Here is a 23,657-nt window from a genome sequence, read left to right as displayed (position 1 = left end):
TGAGTGTTGACGGCACCGGATGAGCGGAGCGCGAAGGCGTCCGGGTCGCGGCCCCCACGGGGCAGACATCAGAAACCCCTCTACAAGGAGCAATCGTGGCGCGCGACAACGCGGCTCCCTCCACCTCCCTTCCCACCAACCACCAGGAACTGATCGCCTGGGTCGATGAGATTGCTGCCCTGACCGAGCCCGACCGAATCGTCTGGTGCGACGGTTCCGAGTCCGAGTACGAGCGGCTGTGCGAGGAGCTCGTCGCGAAGGGAACCTTCCGGAAGCTCGACCCGGTCAAGCGGCCGAACTCCTACTACGCGGCCTCCGACCCCTCCGACGTCGCGCGCGTCGAGGACCGGACCTTCATCTGCTCCGAGAAGGAGGAGGACGCGGGCCCGACCAACCACTGGAAGGCCCCCGCGGAGATGAAGGAGCTCTTCGCCGGTGAGAAGGGCATCTTCCGCGGCTCCATGAAGGGCCGGACGATGTACGTCGTCCCGTTCTGCATGGGCCCCCTCGGCTCGCCGCTGTCCGCACTGGGCGTCGAGATCACCGACTCCGCCTACGTCGCGGTCGCCATGCGCACCATGACCCGCATGGGACAGGCGGTCCTGGACGAGCTCGGCACCGACGGCTTCTTCGTCAAGGCCGTGCACACCCTCGGCGCTCCGCTCGCCGAGGGCGAGGCCGACGTCCCGTGGCCGTGCAACACCACCAAGTACATCTCGCACTTCCCGGAGACCCGCGAGATCTGGTCCTTCGGCTCCGGCTACGGCGGCAACGCCCTGCTCGGCAAGAAGTGCTACGCCCTGCGCATCGCCTCCGTCATGGCACGTGACGAGGGCTGGCTCGCCGAGCACATGCTGATCCTCAAGCTGACCCCGCCGGCCGGCGAGGGCGAGACGAAGTACGTCGCGGCCGCGTTCCCGTCCGCCTGTGGCAAGACCAACCTGGCCATGCTGGAGCCCACGATCCCCGGCTGGACGGTCGAGACCATCGGCGACGACATCGCCTGGATGCGCTTCGGCGAGGACGGCCGCCTCTACGCGATCAACCCCGAGGCCGGCTTCTTCGGCGTCGCCCCCGGCACCGGCGAGCACACCAACGCCAACGCCATGAAGACGATGTTCGCCAACACCGTCTTCACCAACGTCGCGCTGACCCCGGACGGCGGCGACGTCTGGTGGGAGGGCATGACCGAGGAGGCGCCCGCCCACCTCATCGACTGGAAGGGCAACGCCTGGACCCCGGAGTCCGGGACCCCGGCCGCCCACCCCAACGCCCGCTTCGCCGTCCCGGCCGCCCAGTGCCCGACGATCGCACCCGAGTGGGAGGACCCCAAGGGCGTCCCGATCTCCGCGATCCTCTTCGGCGGCCGCCGCGCCTCCGCCGTCCCGCTGGTCACCGAGTCCTTCGACTGGAACCACGGCGTCTTCATCGGCTCGAACATCGCCTCCGAGAAGACCGCCGCCGCCGAGGGCAAGGTCGGCGAGCTGCGCCGCGACCCGTTCGCCATGCTGCCGTTCTGCGGCTACAACATGGGCGACTACATGGGCCACTGGATCAAGGTCGGCCAGTCCGCCGACGCGGCCAAGCTCCCGAAGATCTACTACGTGAACTGGTTCCGCAAGAACGACGCGGGCAAGTTCGTCTGGCCCGGCTTCGGCGAGAACAGCCGTGTCCTGAAGTGGATCGTCGGACGCCTCGACGGCAAGGCCGAGGGCGTGGAGACCCCGATCGGCATCCTGCCGGCCAAGGACTCCCTCGACCTCGACGGCCTGGACCTCCCGGCGGAGGACCTCGACTTCCTCCTCACCGTCGACAAGGACGTGTGGCGCCAGGAGGCCGCGCTGGTCCCCGAGCACCTGAACACCTACGGCGACCACACTCCCAAGGAGCTGTGGGAGCAGTACCACGCGCTGGTGGAGCGTCTCGGCTGAACGATTCTTCCGAGCTGATTCCTCCGCCCCGCGCGGATTGAACGTGGGAACCCCCGACCAAGCGGTTCCCGCCGCTGTGGGAACCCCCGACCAAGCGGTTCCCACCGCAGCACACGGCCTGTCCTACTGTCAGGAAGATCGTCCGCGGTCTTCCAGGTAGGTCGTGTGCGTCTGCTGACGGCGGGCCTCCCTGTCCTGGAGGCCCGCCGTCAGGCGTTCCGCCTCCTCGTACAGCAGCCCCAACTGCCGCTCCAGGTGCCGCTCCGGCGGCACCGAACCCGGCTGCAGCCGGCTCCACCACCGGGTCCGGTTGTACGTGTCCACGCACTCCGGCACGTCCTGCCGGACCGCCCGGGACAGCGCGTGCACCGTCTCCGGCTCGGCCTGCAGCACGTCCGCGACCCAGCCGGGGTCGAGCAGCGCCTCGTACAGCCCCAGCAGTTCGGTCAGCTTCCCGCCCCCGGCTGGCGGCAGCTCCACCTCCGCGAGGTAGACCTGCAGCCGCTCGAAGTCCTCCCGCAGCACGCCGAGCTGCTCCCGCGGGTCGAAGTCCGGTACGGGCGGCCGGTCGGGCGGGGCGATCAGCGCACCGGCCGCGTACAGCCCCGCCACCACCACCGGCCAGTACGTGCCGGCCACCCCGGTGAGGGCCAGCCCCACCCCGAGCAGCCCGCAGCCGCTGCCGGCCAGGTTCTTCTTCGACTCCAGGTACGCGAGCGCCCTGTTCCTACTGGTAGCCACGGATCTCCTCGAAGGCCCCGTTGAGCGTGCCGTTCCCGTCGGTGGCGTCGAACACCCGGCCTCCGGTGATCTCCGCGATGTGCGACAGCTCCTTGCGGTCCCCGTCCCCGAACAGCACCGCGAAGACCGGCGTCCTGCGCTGCCCCTCGGGCAGTCCTGCGTAGAACGAGTCGAAGTGCTTCGCGTCGACGCCCTCGGTGTTCTCCCCGTCCGTCATCAGCACGATCGAGGTGAAGCCGTCCGCCCCGCTCTTGCCGAGGTGCTCGTAGGCCGCCTCCAGACTGCTGTAGACCGCCGTGCCGCCCTCCGGTTTCAGGGCCTGCACGTCCCCGCGGATCGCGTCCAGGGCGGCATCGGCCCGCCCCGGCTCGACCACGTGCGTCTTCACCTTCTTCACCTTCGACCCGAACGGCAGGAGCGTGACCTCCTCGCGGTCCCGGAACCGCCGGCCGGTCTGCGAATCGCCCGTGCCGGTCAGCTCCGACAGGGCCTTCTTCAGCCGCCCGATCCGGTCCCCGTCCGCCATCGAGCCGGAGGTGTCCAGCACGTACACCGTCCGCGAGGGGCGCCGCAGTTCGTGCTCGTAGGAGGCCAGCAGCCCGTCCGCGACGGTCCGGGTGCCGGGGAACGGCAGCTCCCGGCGCGGCTCGGCCGCCAGCCCCGGGCCGAGGGCCACCCCGGCGGCCACCGGACGCCGGAACGTCCGGTCGGTGATCTCCTTCTGGACCGCCGCGCCCCGCAGGTGCTCGGTGAGCGCCCGGCCCGACTCGCGGGCCCCGGCGGGCGCCGAGGCCAGCAGCGTCAGCGGGTAGTCGGCGGTGACCACCCCGTCGCGCGGCCGGATCACGGTCAGCCCCGCCTTGCCGTCCCGGTTCATCGACAGCAGCACGGACTCGTAGTTGACCAGCGCGTCGACGTCGCCACGCCGGGTGTAGGCGGAGGCCAGCCAGCCGGAGGACCCGGAGGTGAGCTTCTGCCCGCCGAAGAACTCCTTCAGCCTCGGGGTCGCCTTGGCGACGTCCTCCGCCGACAGCGCGGCCTGCGCGCCGGACAGCCCGGAGGCCACCGAGACCAGCGCGGAGAAGCCCGAGTTGGAGCGCACCGGGTCGGTCATCCCGTATCCCAGCCGGCCGGCGGCGACCGCCTCGTGCACGGCGGACCAGGTGACCTCCTCGGGCTTCCACCCGAGCCGGGCCACCGCGTCCCCCTTCACGCCGATCGCCACCGGCGAGGACATCACCGAAGTCTCGGAACTGAGCTTCCCCGCCGCCTCGGGCCGCAGCCGCAGATAGTCGTTGGAGGCCAGCCAGATGGCGTCGAACCGCCCGTCGGCCTTCCCGGAGGCGACCGTCTCGACGGCATCGAGCGTCCCGCTCCAGGTCAGCTCCACATGCACCCCGGTGGCCTTCTCGGCCCCCTTCAGCACGGTCTCCATATCGGCCAGCTCACTGGAGGCCAGCACCCGCAGGGTGCCTTCCTTGTACACGCTCTTCTCCGGCTCGTCGGGCCCGTCGGAGCCGGCGCTGCACCCCGCGGTGGCGGCCAGCGTCACCAACGCCAGAGCGGCACCGATCCACCGCCTCACGGCGCACCTCCTTCGAGCGCGCCCGACGTCCGCGTCCGCGCCAGGTACGCCGACGCCGCCTGGAGTTCGCCGGTCAGCGACTCCACCGTCGCCGCCATCGACTCCGTGGCCTGCACCTTGTACGTGTCGATCGCGTCCAGCGTCCGGTAGATCTGCCCGAACGCCGCCCGCAGCGTCTCCGCCCCCACCGCCGGATCGGCGGCGATCCGCTGGATCTCCCCGCTCTGCGAGCTCAGCATCTCCGCGTTCCCGCGGATCAGGTCCTCCGTCGTCCCCCGCAGCGCGTTGACCTGCTCGACGACCTTCCGCTGGTTGTCCAGCGCCGACGCCAGCATCACCGCGATCCGCAGCGCCGACACCGTGGTCGTCGCGGCCCGGTCCACGCCCTTGATCAGCTCGTCGTTGTTGCGCCGGACCACGTCCATCGCCAGGTAGCCCTGCGCGCAGACCGCGAGCTGGGTCAGCAGGTCCTGGTGCTTCTGCCGGACCGGGAACAGCACGTCCGCCCGCATGGCGTCCGCCTGCTGCGGATCGGCCGCCGTCAGCTCGGCCACGCGCTGCTCGACGGCCCCGTCCAGGGCCTCGGTGAGCACCGCGTACTCCTGGAGCTTGCCCATGGTCTCCCACAGGCGGGTCCGCTCCGTGTGCAGTGCCGCGTTGTCCCGCCGCAGTTCGTCCTGGCCGCTGCGCAGCGCGCCGACGATCCGGTTCAGCGTCGCCTGCGAGGAGGCGTACTTCGCGACGTGGTCGCGGAAGCGGTTGCCGCCGGGCAGCCTGGCCAGCAGCTTCCGGGCGCCCTTCGCGGGCGTGTCCTTCGGGTCCAGGTCCTCCACGGTCCGGCGCAGTTCGACCAGGGACCCGGCGACCCGGCCCTGCGCGTCGCCGCCGCCGTCGGACAGCGAGCGCACGGCCCGGTCCAGCATCCGGTTGGACTGCTGGGCGGCGGTGCGGATGTCGGCCGTGCCCAGCGCGGTGATCTCGCCGATCCGTCCGGCGAACTCGGGCGAGCGGGTGTCGAGTCCGGCCAGCGAGCCGACGTATTCGCCGGCCCGCCGGGCCATCGCCTCGCGCACGTCGTCCTGGAGCGGGACCAGGCCGGCGGCCTGCTCCCGGCGGACCGGGGCGACGGGTTCGGGCGCGGTGAGGACCAGTGGTGCGTCCTCGGGTGGCGTGAGTGTCATGTGCGTACGTCCCCTAGCCCTTGGCCCGCTCGGCGAGCTTCTGCAGGATCTTGACGGTGGGTGTGCCGACCTGGTTGATGCCGGTCAGGCCCTGGTTGAGGTAGGCCGTGTGCGGCGCGGTCGCCTTGGTGAACTCCTGGACGCCGTTCTGCGGGCGGAATCCGTGGCGGACCGCCAGTTCGCGCAGGGCGGGGTCGGTGGCGAGCAGCTCCCCGAGCTCCTTGGACGTGTCGTTCAGCGGGACGAAGGTGTGGTCGCTGTTGACGGTGGTGTCCGGGTAGAGCACCACCATGTCGCCGGCCGGCTGCCCGCGCAGCAGCAGCGCCGCGACCTGGGACTCGTACACGAGGACCAGCGGCTGTCCGGCTCCGCTGACGAACTCGCGGAACGGGGCGTCGGTGCTGGGCGGCTGCTGGCCCTGCGGTGCCGTGAGCTTGTTCAGCAGCGGCGCGGTCGCCTCCACGCCCTGGTCGTCGGAGACCACGGTGTGGCTGTTGGCGACGTTGGAGACCGCGGCGAGGTACAGGGCGCCGGAGTTGGAGGAGGTGGGGTCCGTGGACCGGATGAGTACCTTGCCGAGCAGCTCGGGGTGGGCCGCGGAGCCCTTCAGCTGCTGCCAGGTGCGGTCCTCGCGGGCGGCCTTGACGTACTCGCCCATCAGCAGGGTGCCGGTGTTCTTCCCGGTCAGCTTCGCCAGGCCGTTGTCGGCGAGCACCTGTGCGGTGCCCGCACGGGTGACCACGACGAGCGGGGAGAAGAACGGGACGGTCGAGGAGCCCTGCGTGCCGGACTTGGCCTTGACCTCCTTGGCCGGTTCGCTGCTGCTCGGGAACGCGAAGTCGTAGTTCTTGAGAGGGAGTTGGTCCATGGCCCAGGAGCCGGACGTCTCCGTCTTGACGGTGTAGCCCTTGGCGGAGAGGGCCTTGACAACGTCGGGGTCGGCGAAGAACTCGGCCTTTTCGGAGCCGATCACGCCGTGCACGGTCTTCGTTGCCGTGTGTTCAGGGTCCTGAGGTCCGCCTCCTGCGAGGATGACGGCTACCACGCCGCCGATCAGCAGGACTGCCAGGACGATTCCGAGGATGCGTCTCACGGGGGCAGCGTGCTCGCGGAAACCCACATTCCGCGGTGGAGTGAATGAACGTCAGGTGACGAGGTGGTCCCTATTCGACAGGGGAACAATCGAGCCATGAGTACGTCGAGTGTCTCGGGTCCGCCGCGCTGGCAGGGCTGGTTCACCGGCCTGGTGGGGGTGGCGGCGCTGCTGGTCTTCGCCCCGCTGGCCCTGTACGTGTGGGCCGGCGGGAGCGGGTCGGCGCCGCCGGGCGGGGGGTACGAACCGGCCGCGGACGCGGCGGTGTCGGGCTGCCGAATCGATCCGGCAAGCAGGCGGCTGCTGGCGGAGGTCGAGGTCACCAGCCGGGCGCCGGGGGCGGGCTCGTACGTGCTGACGGTCGAGTTCCGTCAGGAGCCGCCGGTGGGCACCGTGCAGGCGCTGGTGCGGCTGGACGGGGTCGCGCCGGGCGCGACGGTGCGCGGCGAGGCGGTCGGCCCGGTGTGGCCGGCCGGGGTGGCGCCCTGGTGCGGGGTGGCGGGCGCGGAGTTCACGGCCGCGGGGTGAGCGCTCCCGGGCGGGTACGGCCCGGGCGGGCGCGCGCGCGGTACGGTCTGCGCGGACGGCCCGCGCGGGAATGTGTGGCGCCCGGCCCGGGGCCTCCGCGGCCCCGGGCCGGGGCCGGTCAGCGGGCCCCGGCGAGGTCGTGCTCGGCGAGGGCTGCGGTGTGCGCGTCCATCTGCTCGGCGGCGAGGATCGCGACGGCGGTGTCGGCGCGCGAGGCGGCGACGAGCAGCACCCGGGCGGCGAGCTCGTGCGCGCGGCGGTGCAGGGTGCCCCGGTCCTCGCCGGTGAGCGCGGCGTGCCGGGCGGGCGGGGTGCCGCGGAGCCGGGCGACCTGGGTGGCGATCCGCTCGGCGGCTTCGCCCAGGCCGAGCTCGTCGGTGGCGGCGAGCAGGGTCGTCAGGTGTCCGGCGAGCTGGATGTCCAGCTCTTCGGCGCGGCTGCGATGGGGGAATTCGGTGTGGCCACGGCCCATGCGGACCGCGACCGCAGGCTTGGTCCGGTTCGGCTCGTACATGAGGAAGCCTCCTGCGTGGTCAGGAGGCCATCCTACATTGGATCCGATCTAAAGTTGAGCTTGATCTTGTCGAGAGTTCCTCGAATCGGTCAGTGCTGGGAGTACCCGTCGAGGAACTTCCCGATCCGGGTCACCGCGTCGGCGAGGTCCGTGGCGTTGGGCAGGGTCACGATCCGGAAGTGGTCGGGCTCGGGCCAGTTGAATCCGGTGCCGTGGACCACCATGATCTTCTCGGCCCGCAGCAGGTCGAGGACCATCTGCCGGTCGTCCTTGATCTTGTAGACGGCCGGGTCCAGCTTCGGGAAGAGGTACAGCGCGCCCTTGGGTTTCACACAGGTGATCCCCGGGATCTGGGTGAGCAGCTCGTACGCCGTGTCGCGCTGCTCCAGCAGCCGTCCGCCGGGCAGCACCAGGTCGTCGATCGACTGCCGCCCGCCGAGGGCGGTGGCGACCGCGTGCTGCGAGGGCATGTTGGCGCACAGCCGCATGTTCGCCAGGATGGTGAGGCCCTCGATGTAGGACTCGGCGTTCTTCTTCGGGCCGCAGACGGCCATCCAGCCGGACCGGTAGCCGGCCACGCGGTAGTTCTTGGAGAGGCCGTTGAAGGTGAGGCAGAGCAGGTCGGGGGCGATGGCGGCGGTGTTCGTGTGGGTCGCGCCGTCGTAGAGGATCCGGTCGTAGATCTCGTCCGAGCAGACCACCAGGTTGTGGCGGCGGGCGATGTCCGTCAGGCCGCGCAGCATCTCGTCGTCGTAGACGGCGCCGGTGGGGTTGTTCGGGTTGATGATCACCAGCGCCTTGGTGCGGTCGGTGACCTTGCGCTCGATGTCGGCGAGGTCCGGCATCCAGTCGGACTGCTCGTCGCACCGGTAGTGCACGGCGGTGCCGCCGGCCAGGGAGACGGAGGCGGTCCAGAGCGGGTAGTCCGGGGCCGGGACGAGCACCTCGTCGCCGTCGTCCAGCAGGGCCTGCATGGCCATCTGGATCAGCTCGGACACCCCGTTGCCGAGGTAGATGTCCTCGACGTCCAGGTCGATGCCCTTGGTCTGGTAGTGCTGCATCACCGCGCGGCGTGCGGAGAGCAGCCCCTTCGCGTCCCCGTACCCGTGGGCGCTGCCCAGGTTCCGGAGCATGTCCTCAAGGATCTCCGGCGGACACTCGAAGCCGAAGGCCGCGGGGTTGCCGGTGTTGAGCTTGAGGATGCGATGACCTGCCGCTTCGAGCCGCATGGCCTCTTCGAGCACGGGGCCGCGGATCTCGTAGCAGACATTGGCGAGCTTCGTTGACTGGATCACCTGCATGACGGGAGCTTACGGGTCCGCGGCCGCGCCCGCTCGGGCTTTCCGGCCCGGTCCGGTGCGGCGTTATGTCCGGATTCGGGGGATGGGGAGGCGGGGGCGCCGACTGCCCTTGGAATGACCGGCCCGACCGCCGCTCCGGCCTGCGGAACGGGTGTGCCCGCCGGGAATCGCGGGAGCCGGTGTTGCCCTCGTCACTCCACCCTACGCTCGGCCGTTCCGGGGCGCGTCCGGGGCGGCCGCCCGCCGCCCCGGACGGTGCCCGGAGACCGGCCCGGACGATCCGGGAAAAGCGCTGGTTGCGGAAATGCGCGGGGAGATCATAATCTGACGCGGACAGGTCCTCATTCCTTACGAAGGAGAGTCGGTGTCCGAAAGTCACGAGCTTTTCGAGTTCCTCCGGGCTGAGAGCAAGGTTGCCGGAGTTCCGGCCTCGGTCGAGCAGTCGCAGGCGTATTTCCTGGCGAAGCTCGCATCCGAATGCGACCCCTCTGACGTCGAACACGACATCTCTCACAAGATTCCCGGTGTCGTCGTCGTGGACACGCGCAGCGCGGAGTCCTACCAGGAGGCCCACATACCTGGCGCGCTGAACCTGCCGCACCGCGACCTCGTCGCCGAGCACGTCACCGGCCTCGACCGGGAGGCCACCTACGTGACCTACGGCTTCGGCCCCGACTGCAACGCCGGCACCAAGGGCGCCGCGAAGCTCGCCGTGCTCGGATTCAAGGTCAAGGAAATGATCGGCGGATTCGAGTACTGGAAGCGGGACGGATTCCCGGTCGAGACCGGAAACCCGTCCGCCTGATATTTCCGCCGGACTCCCCGGACGGATTTTCCGGCCGGGCTTTCGGCCGGTATCTGCGGCGATCGGGAACGCTCAGGGCTGCGTTCCCCGGGGAGAACCGGGGGAGCGTAGCTCGACGGCGTTCAGGAACGGTGCCGCGAATTTCCTGTCGTCGATTCCGCCCTCGGTTATGAGGTGTCCGGTGAGGGGCTGCTCCGCACCGGCCGGCCCCGAATACCCGAGGATGAGGCAGGGGTCGTTCAGGGCGGTGAGGTTCAGGACCAGGTCGGCCTCGTCGCAGCCGGTCGGGTCGGCGAAGGCCTGGGAGGGGACCGCCTCGAAACCCATGTTCACCTTGAAGGAGAACAGCCCCGCCTGTGTCAGGTGTCCGTACAGGTTCGGCTCGTCGCCCAGCGTGGCCCACGCGTACCCCTTGAGGCGGGCGGTCCGCATCGCCGAGAAGTAGAGGGTGCGGGCCAGGCTGTGCCGGCGCCAGGACTCGCTCACCGCGGAGAAGCGGATGCGGATGGCGTCCTCGTCCGGGCACTCCAGGACCAGGCAGCCGCCGACCAGCTCCTCGCCCTCGAAGGCGAAGACCGCGAAGTACTTCTGCGGCCCGTGCAGGACGGACTCGCGGTGGCGCCGCGCGTAGGGGACGCCGTACTGCATGCCGGCGACGCGCTCCTCGTAGAGCGAGAGGAACCGGTCCAGGGTCCCGGCGTCGACCCGGTCCTGCACCTCCTCGCGCAGGGCGGCGGCCGCGCGGCGCTGCGAGCGGCGGATGTCCTGGCGGGGCTTGGTCTCCAGCCGGGCGAGGAACCCGTCCTCGTCGGGGCCGAGCCGGGCGAGCCAGGTCAGCATCTCCGGCTTGCGGATGAACCCGCCGGCGGCGAGTTCCGGTGCGAGCTCCCCGGGCGGGTTCTGCATCCGCACCACGTCGATGTGGTCAGCGGCGGTGAGCCAGGGCGCGGCTGCCAGTTCCGCCGGCTCGATCAGAGCGACCGACAGACCGTGTTCGTCAATGACCTTCATGCGTCCTCCACCAGTCCTGGCCCTCCTGGGGAAGGGTGTCGATCGGATCATAGAAGGGGTACGACCGCTGACGGGCCGTCGGATCGTCCGCCTCCAGCGGCGTCAGGTAGTTCTTCGTCCAGTAGGAGATCCCGCGCTCGCGGTCGTAGGAGTCCACCTGGTCGATCCACCGCTTGCCCACGAAGGGGACGTCGCACACGATCCGCGGGGTGGCGAAGCCGGGCAGATAGCCCATGATCCCGCGCTGCAGCCGCTGCGCCTCCCAGACGGCCACCCGCCAGTGCTCGCTGTTCGGGATCATGTCGCAGAGGTAGAAGTAGTACGGCATGACGCCGGCGCCGTCGAGCAGCGCGAAACTCAGGTCGAGCAGGGCCTCGACGGAGTCGTTGACCCCGCGCATCAGCACGCCCTGGTTGCGCACGTCGCGCACCCCGGCCTCGAACAGGGCGGTGGAGGCCCGTGCCACGGCGGGGGTCACCGACTGCGCGGTGTTGGCGTGCGTGTGGACGGCGATCTGCACCCCGTGCTGGCGCGCCTTGGCGCAGACCCCGGCGAGCCCGTCGAGCACGTCCTTCTGGAGCCAGTGCTGGGGAAGTCCCACCAGGCCCTTGGTGGCGAGCCGGATGTCGCGGATGTTCGGGATGTCGAGCAGGGCGCAGAGGAACGCCTCCAGCCGGGGCCAGGGCACGTTCGCCACGTCGCCGCCGGAGACCACCACGTCCCGGATGGAGGGGCTGGCCCGGAGGAACTCCAGCATCCGGTCCAGCCGGTCGGCCGGCTTCAGGGTCAGGCGGACCTTGGCGACCTGAGGGGTGCTGTTGCCGACCAGGTCCATGCGGGTGCAGTGCCCGCAGTACTGGGGGCAGGTCGGCACCAGTTCGGCCAGCACCTTGGTCGGGTAGCGGTGGGTCAGGCCCTCGACCGCCCACATCTCCGCCTCGTGCAGCGAGTCGCGGCTGGCGTACGGGTGCGATGCCCACTCGGGGTGACGGTCGCCGAACACCGGGAGCATGTAGCGGCGCACCGGGTCGGCGAGGAGCCGGTCCAGGTAGCCGGCCGCGCCCGGGGCGAGGTCGGGGACCATCGTGTTGAGCATCTGTGGCGTGATCAGCATGGACATGGTGGCGCGTTCCCGCTGGTCCCGTACGAGATCCGCCACGAACGACTCGTCGAGCTTTTGGCCGAAAACCGTCTGGAGCTGACGCGCATTCTTGATGCAGTTCGCGCGCTGCCACTGGGCGGAGTCCCATTCGGCCACGCCCACGCCCGCCCAGCCGGGAAATCTCGTCCAATCCGGCTCGACCAGTGGCCGGAATTGGTAGTCGTACGGCTGTGATGCCGGAACGGAATTCTCCGCTCCTGTGGACACGTCGAGCGATGTGTCCGGATTGCTGGTAATGATCATGGTTCTCAGACCCCACCGATCGGGTGGCCCGGGGAGCCCCCGTGGCGCTCAGTAACGATCTACGCGACGAGCTGATTTGCATGCAAGAACAGATTGCAAACGGTCCGCGAACGGTCACCCCTTACGTCCGCCCGGTCCATCTCTACCTGACGCACGGAGCGTTGATCAAGAGATGACCTCGGTTTTTCTGCGATGCGGAAGCCGTGGCTGTTTGGGCAGACCAGCCGGTATGGCCCTAATGTGTCCAGGTTCGCCGAGTATGTTCAATGTGCCCACATGTTGGACGCTTCCCGAAAGCAAGTCGCCTGTAATTGCTTGACATTCCCGTGACACAGACCTGAGAGTTCGTGATCGTGGTGGGGAGGGAGGGCTGCTCTGTCCGCATCCTCGCCGTTCCAACCGAGGCGCGGGAAAGGCGTACGTTGTCTATCAACTGGGCAAATCAGCACGACTTCCAGACACTTCTGAAGCGGTCCGAAATCGAAGACAAGCCGGTGTTGCTCGACCTTCACTCCCCGGACTGTTCGGGGTGTACCGAGCACGACCGAGCCATCTATTCCGATCCCGAGATCGCCCGGGACATCATGGAATACACACTTCCGGTTCGCGTCGTGACCACGGACCCCGACCGGGCCAGCACCGACATCATCAACAACCACATCTTCATCTGGTCCCCGACGGTCCAGCTGCTCGCGCCGGACCAGACCCGCTACCACGAGTGGAACGGCGCCCCGCGCCGCACCCGGCTCTCCGTCGGCTACCAGACGGTCTTCCACGACACGGCCGGCCACCTGACGCCCGAGTCCTTCAAGGCCCAGTTCCTCGTCGGCCGCGGCAAGGCCGCCCTGCGGAAGCAGAAGTACGGCGAGGCCATCCGCCTCTTCGACGAGGCGGTCACCCGCTACTCCCAGGACCGCGTCACCGTCGAGGAGGCCGAGCGCTGGCGCAAGGTCGCCAAGGAGAGCGGCACCATCGACACCTCGTGGGACCAGCACCGGCAGGTCACCACGTCCCCGCTGGCCGCCGCGGTCGAGCGGTTCGCGCAGACCGTCGCCGCGCTGCCGGACAGCGTCCTGATGAAGGACTGGATCGGCAAGCCCGGCCCCGGCGACTGGCAGTGGTACTCCGACTGCCTCCGCGAGGTCGTCCTCCAGGCGTACCAGGAGCTCTGCGACTTCGCCGTCATCGCCGAGCGGGAACGCGCCAAGCACGGGCCGGAGTTCAACGACACCCACCGCCTGCTCGGCCAGCACCGGTTCGCCTACCGCGAGTTCCAGTCGCTGTTCGTCGGCGTCCCCGACGCCCTGCTCGACAAGACGCCGCTGCGCTCCGAGCGCTCCATCCGCGAGAACCTCGCGCACGTCATCATGGCCGAGTGGTGGGCGTACCGGCCGCAGATCCTGCACGCCCTGGACCGGGGCCGCAAGGGCCTGTCCCCCGAGGTCGTCCCGGCCACCGACACCGTCGCCGAGCACGGCGAGCCCCTCGGCAGCCACGAGAGCCTGCACGAGCTCCTCGCCCTCTACGAGCGCCTGCACCTGCGCAACACGCAGGACTACTCGGACATCACCGAGAAGGAACTCGGCATCCGCTCCGCCTGGTGGGAGCTCGGCCCGGTCGAGCTGCGCTTCCGCCTCAAGCGGTACATCTGGCACCCGCGTGACCACGCCGTCTCGATCGACAAGATCCTCGACGCGGCCGGCCACCGGCACACCGCCAACCACCGCTTCGCGTCCCGCCTGTTCAGCGGACTGGGCACCGCCGAGGCCGCCCTCATCGGCGCCGACGGCTTCATGTCCGACCGCGTGGACGCCCTGACGGCCACCATCAACGAGCGCGCCGACGAGGCCGCCCGCCTGCTCAGCCAGGTCTCCGCGGGCTGACGACGAACCACCGGTCCGGCCCGGCCGCACACCGTTCGGGCCGGACCCGCCAACTCCCGATGGGGTAGCACGACATGAGAGCCTTCTGGCTGCTGACCGGAGCCTCCGCGGTATCCACCGTGGGCAACACCTTCCTCTACATAGCCATCCCGTGGGCTCTCCTGGAGTCGACCGATTCGAGCCTGCTGGCCGTGCTCAGCGTGGCCGCGCAGACCGCCCCCTACCTGGCCGCGCCGTTCCTCGGCACGTTCATCGACCGCTACGACCGGCGGGCCCTGTTCGCGGCCGGCGAGCTGATCCAGGGCGCGTCGGTCGCGCTCGTCCCGCTGCTCCTCGCGTACCAGCAGGTGGCCGCCGTCTTCGTGGCCCTGTTCGTGCTCGGCCTGGCCAACGTCGTCTCGGACGTCGCCGGGGACTACGGCCTGATCCCGGCCCTGGTACCGCGCGAACGCCTGGACCAGGCCTCCAGCCAGTTCACCTCCATCCTCCTCGTCGCCCGGTTCGTGGGCCCCGCCCTCGCCGGTTTCACCATCGCCGGGATCGGCACCACCTGGGCCCTGGAGATCGACGCGGCCACGTTCGTCCTCACCGCCCTGACCGTGGTCTTCATGCCGAAGGCCGAACCCCAGGCGGTCACCGCGTCCCTCTCCGCCATGCTCAAGGAGGGCATCGCCTACTTCCGGGCCCGGCCCGACCTGCGCAGGCTCACCTTCGCCGTCGCGCTCTACAACCTCGGGGCGGGCGCCCTGGAGCCCACCCTGCTCACGGTCGGCGGCGACCACTGGGACTGGTCCCCGACCGCCCTGGGCGCCGCCGTCTCCTGCGGCGCGGTGGCCGCGGCCCTCGGCGCCTGGCTGAGCCCCCGCGCCCTGTCCGGGGACAACCGGCACCGGCAGATCGCCCTCTGGCTCGCCGTCGCGGCCGTCGGCTCCCTCGGCCTGCTGGTCAGCGCCCCGCTGGCGGTCGTCGCCGGGTTCTGCGTGCTCTGCTTCGGCGAGGGCGGTGTCAACGCCGCGACCATGGCCTACCGGCAGCAGGAGATCCCGGACGAGCTCTCCGGCCGGGTCAACGCCGTCATCCGCACCTTCATCACCGGAGCCGTACCGGTCTCGGCCCTGATGCTGGGCCTGACCGTCAACCTCACCGGATCCCTCCAGGTGTTCTTCCCCGTGTCCGCGGCCGCCCTGCTGGCCGTCGCCGTATGGACCTTCCGGCGCCGGACCGCCCCCGCGCACCCGGCCGACCGCCACCCGCTCGCCACCAGCACGTCGAGGAACAGCTCATGAAGAAGGTTCTGCTGATCAACACCAGCGGAGAGCCCGCCGCCAGGCTCCTGCAGGACCGCGCCGGCATCCGGCTGTCGGTGATCACCACACCCGGATACCGGCACTTCTACCGCGAGGACACCGACGTCACCCTCGTCGACAGCGTCGAGGACCTCACCCGGGTCCGGCTCGCCGCCCTGGAGATCCGCAAGCGGAACCCGTTCACCCACGTGGTCGCCCCCTCCGAGTACAGCCTGCAGGCGGGCGGCTACATCCGCTCGTACTTCGGCCTCACCGGACCCGGCTACGACACGGTCAACGCCTTCTCCAACAAGCACGTGATGAAGCAGCGGCTCGCCGGCGCCGGCCTGCCCGTCGCCCGGTTCCAGCAGATCAACGCCTTCACCGAGGTCACCGGCGCCGCGGCCCGGCTCGGCTGGCCCGTGGTGGTCAAGCCGGTGATCGGCGGCGGTGCCGAGGACGTCTTCGTGGTCCGCGACGAGGACCACGCCCGCGAGCTGGCCGACGCCGAGGAGACCCGGCAGCTGCGCGAATCCCCGTACCCGATGCTCGCCGAGGAGTACGTCGACATCGAGGCCGAGTACCACTGCGACGGCGTGGTCGTCGGCGGAGAGGTGCGCTTCGCCGCCGTCTCCCGCTACTTCAGCCCCGTCCTGCGCAGCGTCGGCGCGCTCGTCGGCTCCTACACCCTCCCCGACGACCACCCCGACGCCATCGCCGTACGGGAACAGCACGCCACCGCCGTGAAGGCCCTCGGCCTCACCGACGGCGTCACCCACCTGGAGGTCCTCGCGGGGCCCCGGGGCCACCTGGTCGGCGAGGTCGCCAACCGGCCCGGCGGCGGCGGGATCGCCGAACAGCTGCTGTACCAGTACGGCGTCGACATCTGGACGGAGTTCCTCGCCACGGCCCTCGGCGACCCGGCCGGCTGCCCCACCGGACCGCGCGCCGACCACATGGTGCAGTACATGCTGCCCCGCCCGCTCGGCACGGTCACCGCCGTCAGCACCGAGGCCGACCTGCTGCGCGCCCCGGGCGTCGTACACGCCGACGTACGGGTCGCCCCCGGCGACACGACCACCGGCGTGGTCCACTCCGCCACCTTCGCCGGCCTGGTGCTGATGAGGGCCGACACCGAGGAACAGGTGCGGGAACGCATCGAGACGCTGGGCCGGCACTACGAGATCGCCGTCACCCCGCACCCCACCACTGCCGCCACCACCCCCGAGGAGGGCTGAACGTGACCGCCACCGACGTGGGAATACTCGGCATCGGAGCCGGACCCGCCAACCTCGCCCTCGCCGTCGCGCTGGAGGAGCTCGCCCCCTCCCTTGCCGCGGACACCCTGCTCGTCGAGCAGAGCGAGAACACCGTCTGGCAGCGAGGACTGCTCATCCCGTGGGCGCAGAGCCAGGTCTCCTTCCTCAAGGACCTGGCCACGCTGCGCAACCCGCGCTCCCGGTACACCTTCGTCAACTACCTGCACGAGACCGGCCGGCTCGACGACTTCATGAGCCTGGGCACGTTCACGCCCTACCGCAGTGAGATCTCCGACTACCTGGCGTGGGTCGCCGCCGGGCTGGAACGCGTCCGCGTCGAGTACAACCGGAGGGTCGCGAGCGTCGAGCCCGTGCGCGACGGCTCCGGGACCCTGTCCCACTGGCGGGTCGGCTTCTCCGACGGCCGCAGCCTCACCGCCCGGCACCTCGTCGTGGCGGCCGGCCGCGATCCGCGCGTCCCCGAGGTCTTCCGCGGGCTCCCGGCCGACCGCGTGATCCACAGCAGCGAGTACTCCGGGCGGATCGCCGCCCTGCCCCGGGACGTCCCCCAGCGGATCGCCGTCATCGGCGGCGCCCAGAGCGCCGTGGAGATGCTCCAGGCCGTCCAGGAGACCCTGCCGGACTGCTCCCCGGTCCTGGTGGTCCGCGGCATCGGCCTCACCCCGTACGTGTCCTCGAAGTTCACCGGCCGGTTCTACTCGGCCGCGGCCTCCGAGGAGTTCTTCGGCATGGACGACCGGGGCCGGGCCCTGGTCCTGGAGGAGATGGCCCGCAGCAACTACTCCGGTGTCACCCCCGAACTCCTCGACGGCCTCTACCACCGCATGTACCGGGACCGGCTCGACGGCAAGGAGGCGCTGCGCATCCTCACCGCGACCGAGACCGTCGCGGCGAGGGCGTACGGGCCGTCCGACGGCGACGGCGACGGAGTCCTGCTGACCCTCCGGAACCGGGCCACCGGAGAGGAGTCCGAGCTGCACTGCGACCGGGTTCTGCTCGGCACCGGCTACGACCCGGCCATGCCCGCGGTCGTGCGCGACCTGGGGGAACGGCTCGGACTGGCCGAGATCGACGTCGAACGCGGCTACCGGGTCCGCACCCCCGACCCCGGCGGCGACCGGGCCCGCCTCTACCTGCAGGGCGTCAACGAGGCCACCCACGGCATCGCCGACTCCCTGCTCAGCACCATGGCCGTGCGCGCGGCGGACATCGTCGCGGACCTGGAGTCCGCGGCCGGGGGGCGGGCCGGCTGACCATGGACCTGGCACAGCTGCCGGCGCCGGCGCCGGACCTGGGTGCGGCGGCACCGGCGCCGTTACCGGCCCCGGCACCGGCACCGGCACTGGACGTGGCGGAGCTGCGGGCCCGCACCCCGGGCTGCGCGCGGTCCGCGTACTTCGACAACGCGGGCTCCGCCCTGCCGACAGAGCGGGTCACCCGGACGGTCATCGACCACCTGCTCCTGGAACGCACGGTCGGCGGCTACGAGGCCGCCGACCTGGCCGCCGGCCGGCTGGAGGCCGTGTACACCTCGGTGTCCCGCCTGCTCGGGGCGCGTCCGCACGAGATCGCGCTGGTGGAGAACGCCACCCGGGCGTGGGACATGGCCTTCTACTCCATCCCCTTCGAGCCGGGCGACCGCGTCCTCACTTCCCGCAGCGAGTACCCGAGCAACGCGCTGGCCTTCCTGCACGCGAGGGACCGGTACGGCGTCCGGGTCGAGGTGGTCCCCGACGACGAGCACGGCCAGCTCTGCCTCCGGTCCCTCGCCCGGATGCTCGGTCAGGGCGGGGTCCGGCTGGTCGCCGTCAACCACGTCCCGACCTACGACGGACTGGTCAACCCGGCGGCGGCCATCGGCGGACTCGCCCGCCGGGCCGGCGCGCTGTACCTCCTGGACGCCTGCCAGTCCGCCGGTCAGCTGCCGCTGGACGTGCGCGAGATCGGCTGCCACATGCTGTCGGGCACCGGCCGCAAGTACCTGCGCGGACCGCGCGGGACGGGCTTCCTCTACGTCTCCGAGGACGTGGTGGACCTCCTGGACCCGCCGCTGCTGGACCTGCGGGCGGCCACCTGGACCGGCCCGGACACCTACGAACTGCGTCCGGACGCGCGCCGGTTCGAGACCTGGGAACGCAACGTGAGCGGACAGCTCGGCCTCGGCGCCGCCGTGGACGACGTCCTGGCCCTGGGGATCGACGCCATCCGGGCCCGGATCGCGGCCCTGTCCGGCCGGCTCCGCGCGGGCCTGGCGGAGCTGCCCGGCGTGACCGTCCACGACCGCGGCACGGTCCGCAGCGGCATCGTGACCTTCACCAAGGACGGCCGCACGGCCCAGGAACTGGTGGCCCGGCTCCTGGAGGCCGGCGTCACCACGGCCTTCTCGTTCCCCTCCCGCGCGCGCTACGACGACCGCGCGGACAAGCCGGAGGCCGTCGTCCGCGCCTCCGTCCACTACTACAACACCGATGCGGAGCAGCAGTCGCTCATCGACACGATGGCCGCTCTCTGACCTCTCCGGAGCGTGATCACGTGACCGAGTCCACGACGTACGAGTTCCTCGCGGTCGACGAGCCGCTCGACGAGATGCAGCGGCTGGACGTCCGGCTGCTCTCCAACTGGTCCTGCGACAGCCCGCGGACGCTGGTCGCGACCGCCTCGATCAGGGCCTTCCAGGCCGACCCCCGGGTCCTGATGGAGCGCTACTTCGACGTGCACGCCGCCGTGTCGCCCTGGGGCACCCGCGAACTCATCTTCCGGATGCCGCAGGACAGCTTCTCCGTCCCGCTGGCCCGGCGCTACGGCGCGGAGTCCTGGACCGCGGCCGGGCACGCCCTGGTCGTGCTGCGCACGGACTTCGCGGGCCGGACCGGCGGAGGTGCGGAGCATCCGGTGAGCCGCTTCACGGACGTCCGGGAGGACCTGGCCGCGGGCGGGCGGCGCGCCCTGTACCTGTCGTGGCTCGCCTCGCTGGGCGACCCCGACGCGTACGCCGGGGCGGAACTGCCGGACCTGGAGGCGGAGACGGAGCCGCCGGTCCCGCCGAACCTGACCGACCTCGGTCCGGGACTGACGGCCCTGGCGGAGTTCCTGTGCGTCGACGGGCGCCTGCTGCGCGTGGCGGCGGAGGCGAGCCAGGACACGCGGTCGCAGTCCCGCGCGCACAGCCGGAAGCTCAGCCAGTGGATCCACCGCCTGCCGGACGCCGACAAGAACCGCCTGCTGCTGCGCGCCCTGCAGGGCGGCGCGGCGGGCCCCGTCGAGGCCCGGATCACCGGCGGCGCGACGGCGCCCCGCCGCACCGTCGCCGACCTCCTCCGCCGCGCGTCCGCGCGCGACCGCTGCGAGGTGGCGATGGTGAGCTCGCCCGGGAGGCCCCTGTCGGACCCCTGCGGCACGATGGCCGGATGAAGGCACTGAGGCCGGTGATCAGGGGGCGGTGAGCCGCCGGGCGGCGGTCAGCGGTCCACGAGGACCAGGGGGATCTCGCGGGTGGTGCCGGCCTGGTGGTCGTCGTACGCCGGCCAGAGGCCGGTCATCAGGCCCCAGTACGCCTCCCGCTCCTCCGGGGTGGCCGTCCGGGCCTTCGCCTGGAAGACCGCCGGGCCGACCTGGACGCGCACCTCGGGGTCGGCGTCCAGGTTGAGGTACCAGTGCGGGTGCTCGTCGGCGCCGCCGTTCGAGGCGATCAGGACGTAGCGGCCGGCGTCCGCTTCCTCGCCGTAGATCAGCGGGGTGCGGACCGCCCGGCCGGAGACGCGGCCCACGGTGGTGAGCAGGAGGGTCGGGACCCCGTGCCAGAGGTGTCCGGCGGCGCCGTCCGTCTCCACGTACTCGCGTACGTGGTCGAGCTGCCGGCCCGGCTGCGGGTCCCGGGGGTGGTCCCAGTCCACGTCCACCGTGTTCATGTGGGGGCTGCCTCTCGCCGTGTTCTCTCCGCGCGTGTGCGACTTGCGCGGTTAACGACGGGCAACGTCCGGAGTAACGTCAATCCTTCCCTTTTGTGACGGTTATCGGGTTGTATGCCCGACTCCCGCGCCCCAACGCACGCGGCACCCCGGTCCGGCGCCGGGCAGGCCGCGATGGCCCGGGAGCGGGGAGGCGCAGAGCCCCGCTCCCGGGCCCGAGGGGGTCGGCTCCGAGCGTTACGGCAGGTAACGCTCGATGACCCTCGCCCCCTCCTTCTCGATCAGCTTCCGGGCCTTCTCGACCCGCTCCGGAGTCGGGTCGGCGCCCGTGGCCATCACGAGGTCCTCGGGGTCGTAGGGCCGCTCGCCCCCGCTGAAGAGCTGGGCGGGGCGGCGTTCGCTCTCGGGCTGCTTGTCCGCTTCTCTTGCCATCTCGTACCTCCCTCGGAGCCCCCCGGAACCCCATCCTCCGACCAGCCGCACATGAACGCACGTCGGGGCCGGGACGCGCTCACGCGCCGGTGCCGGCCAGCACCCCGAGGACCGCCAGGCCGGCCAGAGCCGCGCAGATGCCCAGGTTGACCACCCGGTGTTCCCAGAACACCGCCACGAACTCGCGGATCGTCGCGCTCGGCCAGAAGTACCGGGCCGTCGGCGAGCCCAGCACCTGCCCGTTCACCCCCGCCTTCCGGGCGGTCATCGCGGCCCGGAAGGCGTGGAAGTTGTTGGTGACCACCACGCACCGGTAGTCCGCCCGGTCCGCCTCCATCAGCTCCCGGCTGAAGACCATGTTCTCCGTGGTCGTCCGCGACCGGTCCTCCACCCGCACGTGCTCCTCCGGCACCCCCCGGTCGATCAGCCAGTCCGCCATCGCCCGGGCCTCCGCGACCTTCTCGTCCGGCCCCTTCCCGCCCGAGGTGAGCAGCAGCGGCACCCGCCCGCCGCGCTCCAGCTGGGCGGCGTAGATCCGCCGGCCCTTCTCCAGCCGCGAGGCCAGCAGCGGCGGCACGCGCTCGCCGCCGATCAGGCCCGAGCCCAGCATCACCACGTAGTCCACGTCCCCGCGCACCCGGATCCGGCCGTACAGGAACGCGTACGCGAGGAAGCACACGAAGATGAAGGAGACGTACAGCGAGAGCAGCACCAGGGCCAGCACCACCGCGTCGAGCGCCGGTGAGCCGCGGGTGCCGACCACCACCAGCAGCGCGACCATCGCGTAGATCGCCAGGCCCACCAGCCCGGACAGCAGGTTCGCCGGCCGCCGGCCCTCCTTGCGGACCATGGTGAGCCCGTTGGCGATCAGCAGCGCGCCGAGGATGAGGATCCCGACGGCCGGTCCGAGGAACAGCAGGACCACCACCGTGACCGCCACCGCCCCCGGCAGGTGCCGCAGCTGGAACAGCAGGGCCGGCAGCAGGCTCAGGAAGGCCAGCCCGAGCAGCACCGCGTTCTGGAACCGGCGCCGGTCCTTCCGGACGCTCACGCAGAAGATGACGAACAGGACCGCGGCCGGGACGAATGCGAGCATGTGCCCATCGTACGAACTGCGCTCAACGGCCTTGAGACGCACGGCCCATGGGAGTGCGCCACACCCGGCCCGGCGCCGTGCGCCGCACCGAACGCCCCGCCAGCACGTCCGTCCTGCGCCCGTCCCGCACCGTGAACCGCCCGTCGATCAGCACGTGCGGGATCCCCCGCGGCAGCCGCCTGGGCTCCTCGTACGTCGAGCCCGCCGCGACCGTCTCCGGATCGAAGAGCACCAGATCGGCCCGGTACCCCTCGCGCACCAGCCCCCGGTCGGGCAGCCGCAGCCGGGCCGCCGGCCGGCCCGACAGATGGGCCACGCACTCCTCCAGGCCCAGCACCCCCAGCTCGCGCACGTAGCGGCCGAGGTAGTGCGGGAAGGTCCCGTACGCCCTCGGGTGCGGCTTGGCGCCCCGCAGGATGCCGTCCGAGCCCCCGGTGTGCGCCGGGTGCCGCATGATCGCCCGCACGTTGTCCTCGTGGCCCACGTGCTGCAGCACCGTCGTCCCCAGCCGGTCCGCGAGCAGCAGACCCCGCGCCGTCTCCCAGCCGTCCAGCCGGCGGCCCACGTGCGCCCCGGCCAGTACCGGGTCCCCGACCCCCGACACCTCGACGGCCGACCAGTCCACCGGCACCCCGTGGCAGCCGTCCGAGCCCGTCACCTCCAGCGCGTACCGGATCCGCTCGGCGGCTGCCGGGTCGGCCAGCCGCGCCAGCAGCGCCTCCGGTCCGCCCTCGTGCGCCCAGCCCGGCAGCAGCGCTGCCAGCGTGGTGCAGCCCGGGGTGTACGGGTAGGTGTCCAGGGTGATGTCCGCGCCGTCGGCCAGGGCCGCGTCCAGCAGGGCGAGGAGGTCGCCGGCCCGGCCCGCGTTCTCGGCGAAGTTCATGGTGGCGTGGGCCAGGTGCAGGGCGCAGCCGGCCCGCCGGGTCAGCTCGATCATCTCGGCGTAGGCGGCGAGCGCGCCGCGCCCGTACGAGCGGTGGTGCGGGCAGTAGTAGCCGCCGTACGCGGCCACCACCCGGCACAGCTCGGTCAGTTCGGCCTCGTCCGCGTACATGCCGGGGGTGTAGGTGAGCCCGGAGGACATGCCGGCGGCCCCGTCGGCCAGGCCCTCCGCGACCAGCGCGCGCATCCGGTCCAGCTCGGCGGGGGTGGCGGGCCGGTCGGCCCAGCCGAGCACATGGGCCCGTACGGTGCCCTGGGGGACCAGGTAGGCGGCGTTGACGGCGATGCCGCGGCCGTCGAAGCCCCGGTCGAGCCGGTCGAGGTACTCGCCGACGGTCCGCCAGTCCGGGTCGAGGCCGTCGGTGTCGCCGTTCCACCCGGCGATGGCGGTGCGCACCCCCTCCAGGGTGCGGTCGTCGACGGGCGCGTACGACAGGCCGTCCTGGCCGAGCACTTCGAGGGTGACGCCCTGCGCGGCCTTGGCGCTGTGGTCCGGGTCGCGGAGCAGCGCCAGGTCGCTGTGGGCGTGCATGTCGATGAAGCCGGGTGCGAGGGCGAGGCCGTCCGCGTCGACGGTGATCCGCCCCGCGGGGACCCGGCGGTCCCGCCCGATGACGGCGATCCGCCCCTCGTGCACGCCGACGTCGGCGCGGTAGGAGGGCCCGCCGGTCCCGTCGACGACGCGGGCCCCGCGCAGCACGAGATCCATCGGCCGGAAGCCCCCCGTCCCCTCGG

The 23,657-nt window shown here is 71.4% G+C and carries 21 protein-coding genes; 9 read left to right on the top strand and 12 right to left on the bottom strand.

Annotated elements, in window-relative coordinates; all coding sequences use genetic code 11:
* Positions 1-95: 95 nt before the first annotated feature.
* Entirely contained in the window at positions 96-1,931 is a 1,836-nt protein-coding gene (locus tag ACGFQ9_RS16590) for a phosphoenolpyruvate carboxykinase (GTP) (protein ID WP_393574505.1), read from the top strand.
* 129 nt (positions 1,932-2,060) lie between these two features.
* Here ACGFQ9_RS16590 and ACGFQ9_RS16585 read toward each other — a convergent pair whose 3' ends face one another.
* From ACGFQ9_RS16585 to ACGFQ9_RS16570, 4 genes are read right to left on the bottom strand one after another with little or no spacing between them, the layout of a single operon-like run.
* Positions 2,061-2,672, bottom strand: coding sequence for a hypothetical protein (locus tag ACGFQ9_RS16585; protein ID WP_393574504.1), 612 nt, complete (start codon positions 2,670-2,672; stop codon positions 2,061-2,063).
* On the bottom strand, positions 2,659-4,257 hold the full coding sequence (locus ACGFQ9_RS16580) for a substrate-binding domain-containing protein (RefSeq protein WP_393574503.1): 1,599 nt from the start codon (positions 4,255-4,257) through the stop codon (positions 2,659-2,661). Before ACGFQ9_RS16580 ends, ACGFQ9_RS16585 begins: the two co-directional genes overlap by 14 nt.
* Positions 4,254-5,438, bottom strand: a complete 1,185-nt coding sequence (locus ACGFQ9_RS16575) for a toxic anion resistance protein (RefSeq protein WP_393574502.1) — start codon at positions 5,436-5,438, stop codon at positions 4,254-4,256. Before ACGFQ9_RS16575 ends, ACGFQ9_RS16580 begins: the two co-directional genes overlap by 4 nt.
* A gap of 13 nt (positions 5,439-5,451) precedes the next feature.
* Positions 5,452-6,531, bottom strand: coding sequence for a substrate-binding domain-containing protein (locus ACGFQ9_RS16570; protein WP_393574501.1), 1,080 nt, complete (start codon positions 6,529-6,531; stop codon positions 5,452-5,454).
* 96 nt (positions 6,532-6,627) lie between these two features.
* Here ACGFQ9_RS16570 and ACGFQ9_RS16565 point away from each other — a divergent pair, with 96 nt between their 5' ends.
* A complete protein-coding gene (locus tag ACGFQ9_RS16565) occupies positions 6,628-7,059 on the top strand; it encodes a hypothetical protein (RefSeq protein ID WP_393574500.1) in 432 nt (143 codons plus the stop codon).
* 118 nt (positions 7,060-7,177) lie between these two features.
* Here ACGFQ9_RS16565 and ACGFQ9_RS16560 read toward each other — a convergent pair whose 3' ends face one another.
* On the bottom strand, positions 7,178-7,573 hold the full coding sequence (locus ACGFQ9_RS16560) for a hypothetical protein (protein WP_393574499.1): 396 nt from the start codon (positions 7,571-7,573) through the stop codon (positions 7,178-7,180).
* Positions 7,574-7,662: 89 nt separating this feature from the next.
* Positions 7,663-8,874: a pyridoxal phosphate-dependent aminotransferase gene (locus ACGFQ9_RS16555; protein WP_393574498.1), complete on the bottom strand. Its 1,212-nt coding sequence runs from the start codon at positions 8,872-8,874 to the stop codon at positions 7,663-7,665.
* Between the two features lie 364 nt (positions 8,875-9,238).
* On the opposite strand from ACGFQ9_RS16555, the gene ACGFQ9_RS16550 reads away from it, so the two are divergent.
* Positions 9,239-9,679 (top strand): rhodanese-like domain-containing protein, encoded by a 441-nt coding sequence (locus ACGFQ9_RS16550; protein WP_393574497.1) that lies wholly within the window; start codon positions 9,239-9,241, stop codon positions 9,677-9,679.
* Between the two features lie 72 nt (positions 9,680-9,751).
* On the opposite strand, the gene ACGFQ9_RS16545 is transcribed toward ACGFQ9_RS16550, so the two are convergent.
* Both ACGFQ9_RS16545 and ACGFQ9_RS16540 read right to left on the bottom strand, forming a co-directional pair.
* Positions 9,752-10,690, bottom strand: coding sequence for a GNAT family N-acetyltransferase (locus ACGFQ9_RS16545; protein WP_393574496.1), 939 nt, complete (start codon positions 10,688-10,690; stop codon positions 9,752-9,754).
* Complete coding sequence (locus tag ACGFQ9_RS16540; RefSeq protein WP_393574495.1) at positions 10,677-12,095, bottom strand: KamA family radical SAM protein; 1,419 nt, start codon at positions 12,093-12,095, stop codon at positions 10,677-10,679. The genes ACGFQ9_RS16545 and ACGFQ9_RS16540 overlap by 14 nt, the downstream gene beginning before the upstream one ends.
* A gap of 611 nt (positions 12,096-12,706) precedes the next feature.
* Here ACGFQ9_RS16540 and ACGFQ9_RS16535 point away from each other — a divergent pair.
* The 6 genes from ACGFQ9_RS16535 (at position 12,707) to ACGFQ9_RS16510 (ending at position 19,955) form a co-directional block, all read left to right on the top strand.
* The gene (locus ACGFQ9_RS16535) at positions 12,707-13,978 is read left to right on the top strand and encodes a DinB family protein (RefSeq protein ID WP_393574494.1); all 1,272 of its coding nucleotides are present in this window, start codon (positions 12,707-12,709) and stop codon (positions 13,976-13,978) included.
* 74 nt (positions 13,979-14,052) lie between these two features.
* The gene (locus ACGFQ9_RS16530; RefSeq protein ID WP_393574493.1) at positions 14,053-15,264 is read left to right on the top strand and encodes an MFS transporter; all 1,212 of its coding nucleotides are present in this window, start codon (positions 14,053-14,055) and stop codon (positions 15,262-15,264) included.
* Positions 15,261-16,502 (top strand): hypothetical protein, encoded by a 1,242-nt coding sequence (locus ACGFQ9_RS16525; RefSeq protein ID WP_393574492.1) that lies wholly within the window; start codon positions 15,261-15,263, stop codon positions 16,500-16,502. Before ACGFQ9_RS16530 ends, ACGFQ9_RS16525 begins: the two co-directional genes overlap by 4 nt.
* Before the next feature lie 2 nt (positions 16,503-16,504).
* Complete coding sequence (locus ACGFQ9_RS16520) at positions 16,505-17,797, top strand: SidA/IucD/PvdA family monooxygenase (protein ID WP_393574491.1); 1,293 nt, start codon at positions 16,505-16,507, stop codon at positions 17,795-17,797.
* 2 nt (positions 17,798-17,799) lie between these two features.
* Positions 17,800-19,056 carry an aminotransferase class V-fold PLP-dependent enzyme gene (locus ACGFQ9_RS16515; RefSeq protein ID WP_393574490.1) on the top strand — a complete coding sequence of 419 codons (1,257 nt, stop codon included), beginning with the start codon at positions 17,800-17,802 and terminating at the stop codon, positions 19,054-19,056.
* A gap of 20 nt (positions 19,057-19,076) precedes the next feature.
* Positions 19,077-19,955: a hypothetical protein gene (locus ACGFQ9_RS16510; RefSeq protein ID WP_393574489.1), complete on the top strand. Its 879-nt coding sequence runs from the start codon at positions 19,077-19,079 to the stop codon at positions 19,953-19,955.
* A 47-nt stretch (positions 19,956-20,002) separates the two neighbouring features.
* Here the strand turns inward: ACGFQ9_RS16510 and ACGFQ9_RS16505 are convergent, their stop codons facing one another.
* The 4 genes from ACGFQ9_RS16505 to ACGFQ9_RS16490 form a co-directional block, all read right to left on the bottom strand.
* On the bottom strand, positions 20,003-20,452 hold the full coding sequence (locus ACGFQ9_RS16505; RefSeq protein ID WP_393574488.1) for a nitroreductase family deazaflavin-dependent oxidoreductase: 450 nt from the start codon (positions 20,450-20,452) through the stop codon (positions 20,003-20,005).
* A gap of 237 nt (positions 20,453-20,689) precedes the next feature.
* The gene (locus ACGFQ9_RS16500) at positions 20,690-20,884 is read right to left on the bottom strand and encodes a hypothetical protein (RefSeq protein WP_393574487.1); all 195 of its coding nucleotides are present in this window, start codon (positions 20,882-20,884) and stop codon (positions 20,690-20,692) included.
* 79 nt (positions 20,885-20,963) lie between these two features.
* Positions 20,964-21,980, bottom strand: a complete 1,017-nt coding sequence (locus ACGFQ9_RS16495; protein WP_393574486.1) for a YdcF family protein — start codon at positions 21,978-21,980, stop codon at positions 20,964-20,966.
* Positions 21,981-22,002: 22 nt separating this feature from the next.
* Positions 22,003-23,631, bottom strand: coding sequence for an amidohydrolase family protein (locus ACGFQ9_RS16490; protein WP_393574485.1), 1,629 nt, complete (start codon positions 23,629-23,631; stop codon positions 22,003-22,005).
* Positions 23,632-23,657: the final 26 nt, after the last annotated feature.

This window comes from Streptomyces sp. NPDC048603, assembly GCF_043199475.1.
Taxonomy (GTDB): Bacteria; Actinomycetota; Actinomycetes; order Streptomycetales; family Streptomycetaceae; genus Streptomyces.
Note: the sequence above shows the minus strand (reverse complement) of the source record. Positions and strands in the feature narration are given on the sequence as shown.

Excerpts from the sequence above, each read along its gene's own strand:
- ACGFQ9_RS16575 (WP_393574502.1), bottom strand. The coding sequence starts at position 5,438 with ATGACACTCACGCCACCCGAGGACGCACCACTGGTCCTCACCGCGCCC.
- ACGFQ9_RS16565 (WP_393574500.1), top strand. The coding sequence starts at position 6,628 with ATGAGTACGTCGAGTGTCTCGGGTCCGCCGCGCTGGCAGGGCTGGTTC.
- ACGFQ9_RS16560 (WP_393574499.1), bottom strand. The coding sequence starts at position 7,573 with ATGTACGAGCCGAACCGGACCAAGCCTGCGGTCGCGGTCCGCATGGGC.
- ACGFQ9_RS16555 (WP_393574498.1), bottom strand. The coding sequence starts at position 8,874 with ATGCAGGTGATCCAGTCAACGAAGCTCGCCAATGTCTGCTACGAGATC.
- ACGFQ9_RS16545 (WP_393574496.1), bottom strand. The coding sequence starts at position 10,690 with ATGAAGGTCATTGACGAACACGGTCTGTCGGTCGCTCTGATCGAGCCG.
- ACGFQ9_RS16540 (WP_393574495.1), bottom strand. The coding sequence starts at position 12,095 with ATGATCATTACCAGCAATCCGGACACATCGCTCGACGTGTCCACAGGA.
- ACGFQ9_RS16530 (WP_393574493.1), top strand. The coding sequence starts at position 14,053 with ATGAGAGCCTTCTGGCTGCTGACCGGAGCCTCCGCGGTATCCACCGTG.
- ACGFQ9_RS16525 (WP_393574492.1), top strand. The coding sequence starts at position 15,261 with ATGAAGAAGGTTCTGCTGATCAACACCAGCGGAGAGCCCGCCGCCAGG.
- ACGFQ9_RS16515 (WP_393574490.1), top strand. The coding sequence starts at position 17,800 with ATGGACCTGGCACAGCTGCCGGCGCCGGCGCCGGACCTGGGTGCGGCG.
- ACGFQ9_RS16505 (WP_393574488.1), bottom strand. The coding sequence starts at position 20,452 with ATGAACACGGTGGACGTGGACTGGGACCACCCCCGGGACCCGCAGCCG.
- ACGFQ9_RS16500 (WP_393574487.1), bottom strand. The coding sequence starts at position 20,884 with ATGGCAAGAGAAGCGGACAAGCAGCCCGAGAGCGAACGCCGCCCCGCC.
- ACGFQ9_RS16495 (WP_393574486.1), bottom strand. The coding sequence starts at position 21,980 with ATGCTCGCATTCGTCCCGGCCGCGGTCCTGTTCGTCATCTTCTGCGTG.
- ACGFQ9_RS16490 (WP_393574485.1), bottom strand. The coding sequence starts at position 23,631 with ATGGATCTCGTGCTGCGCGGGGCCCGCGTCGTCGACGGGACCGGCGGG.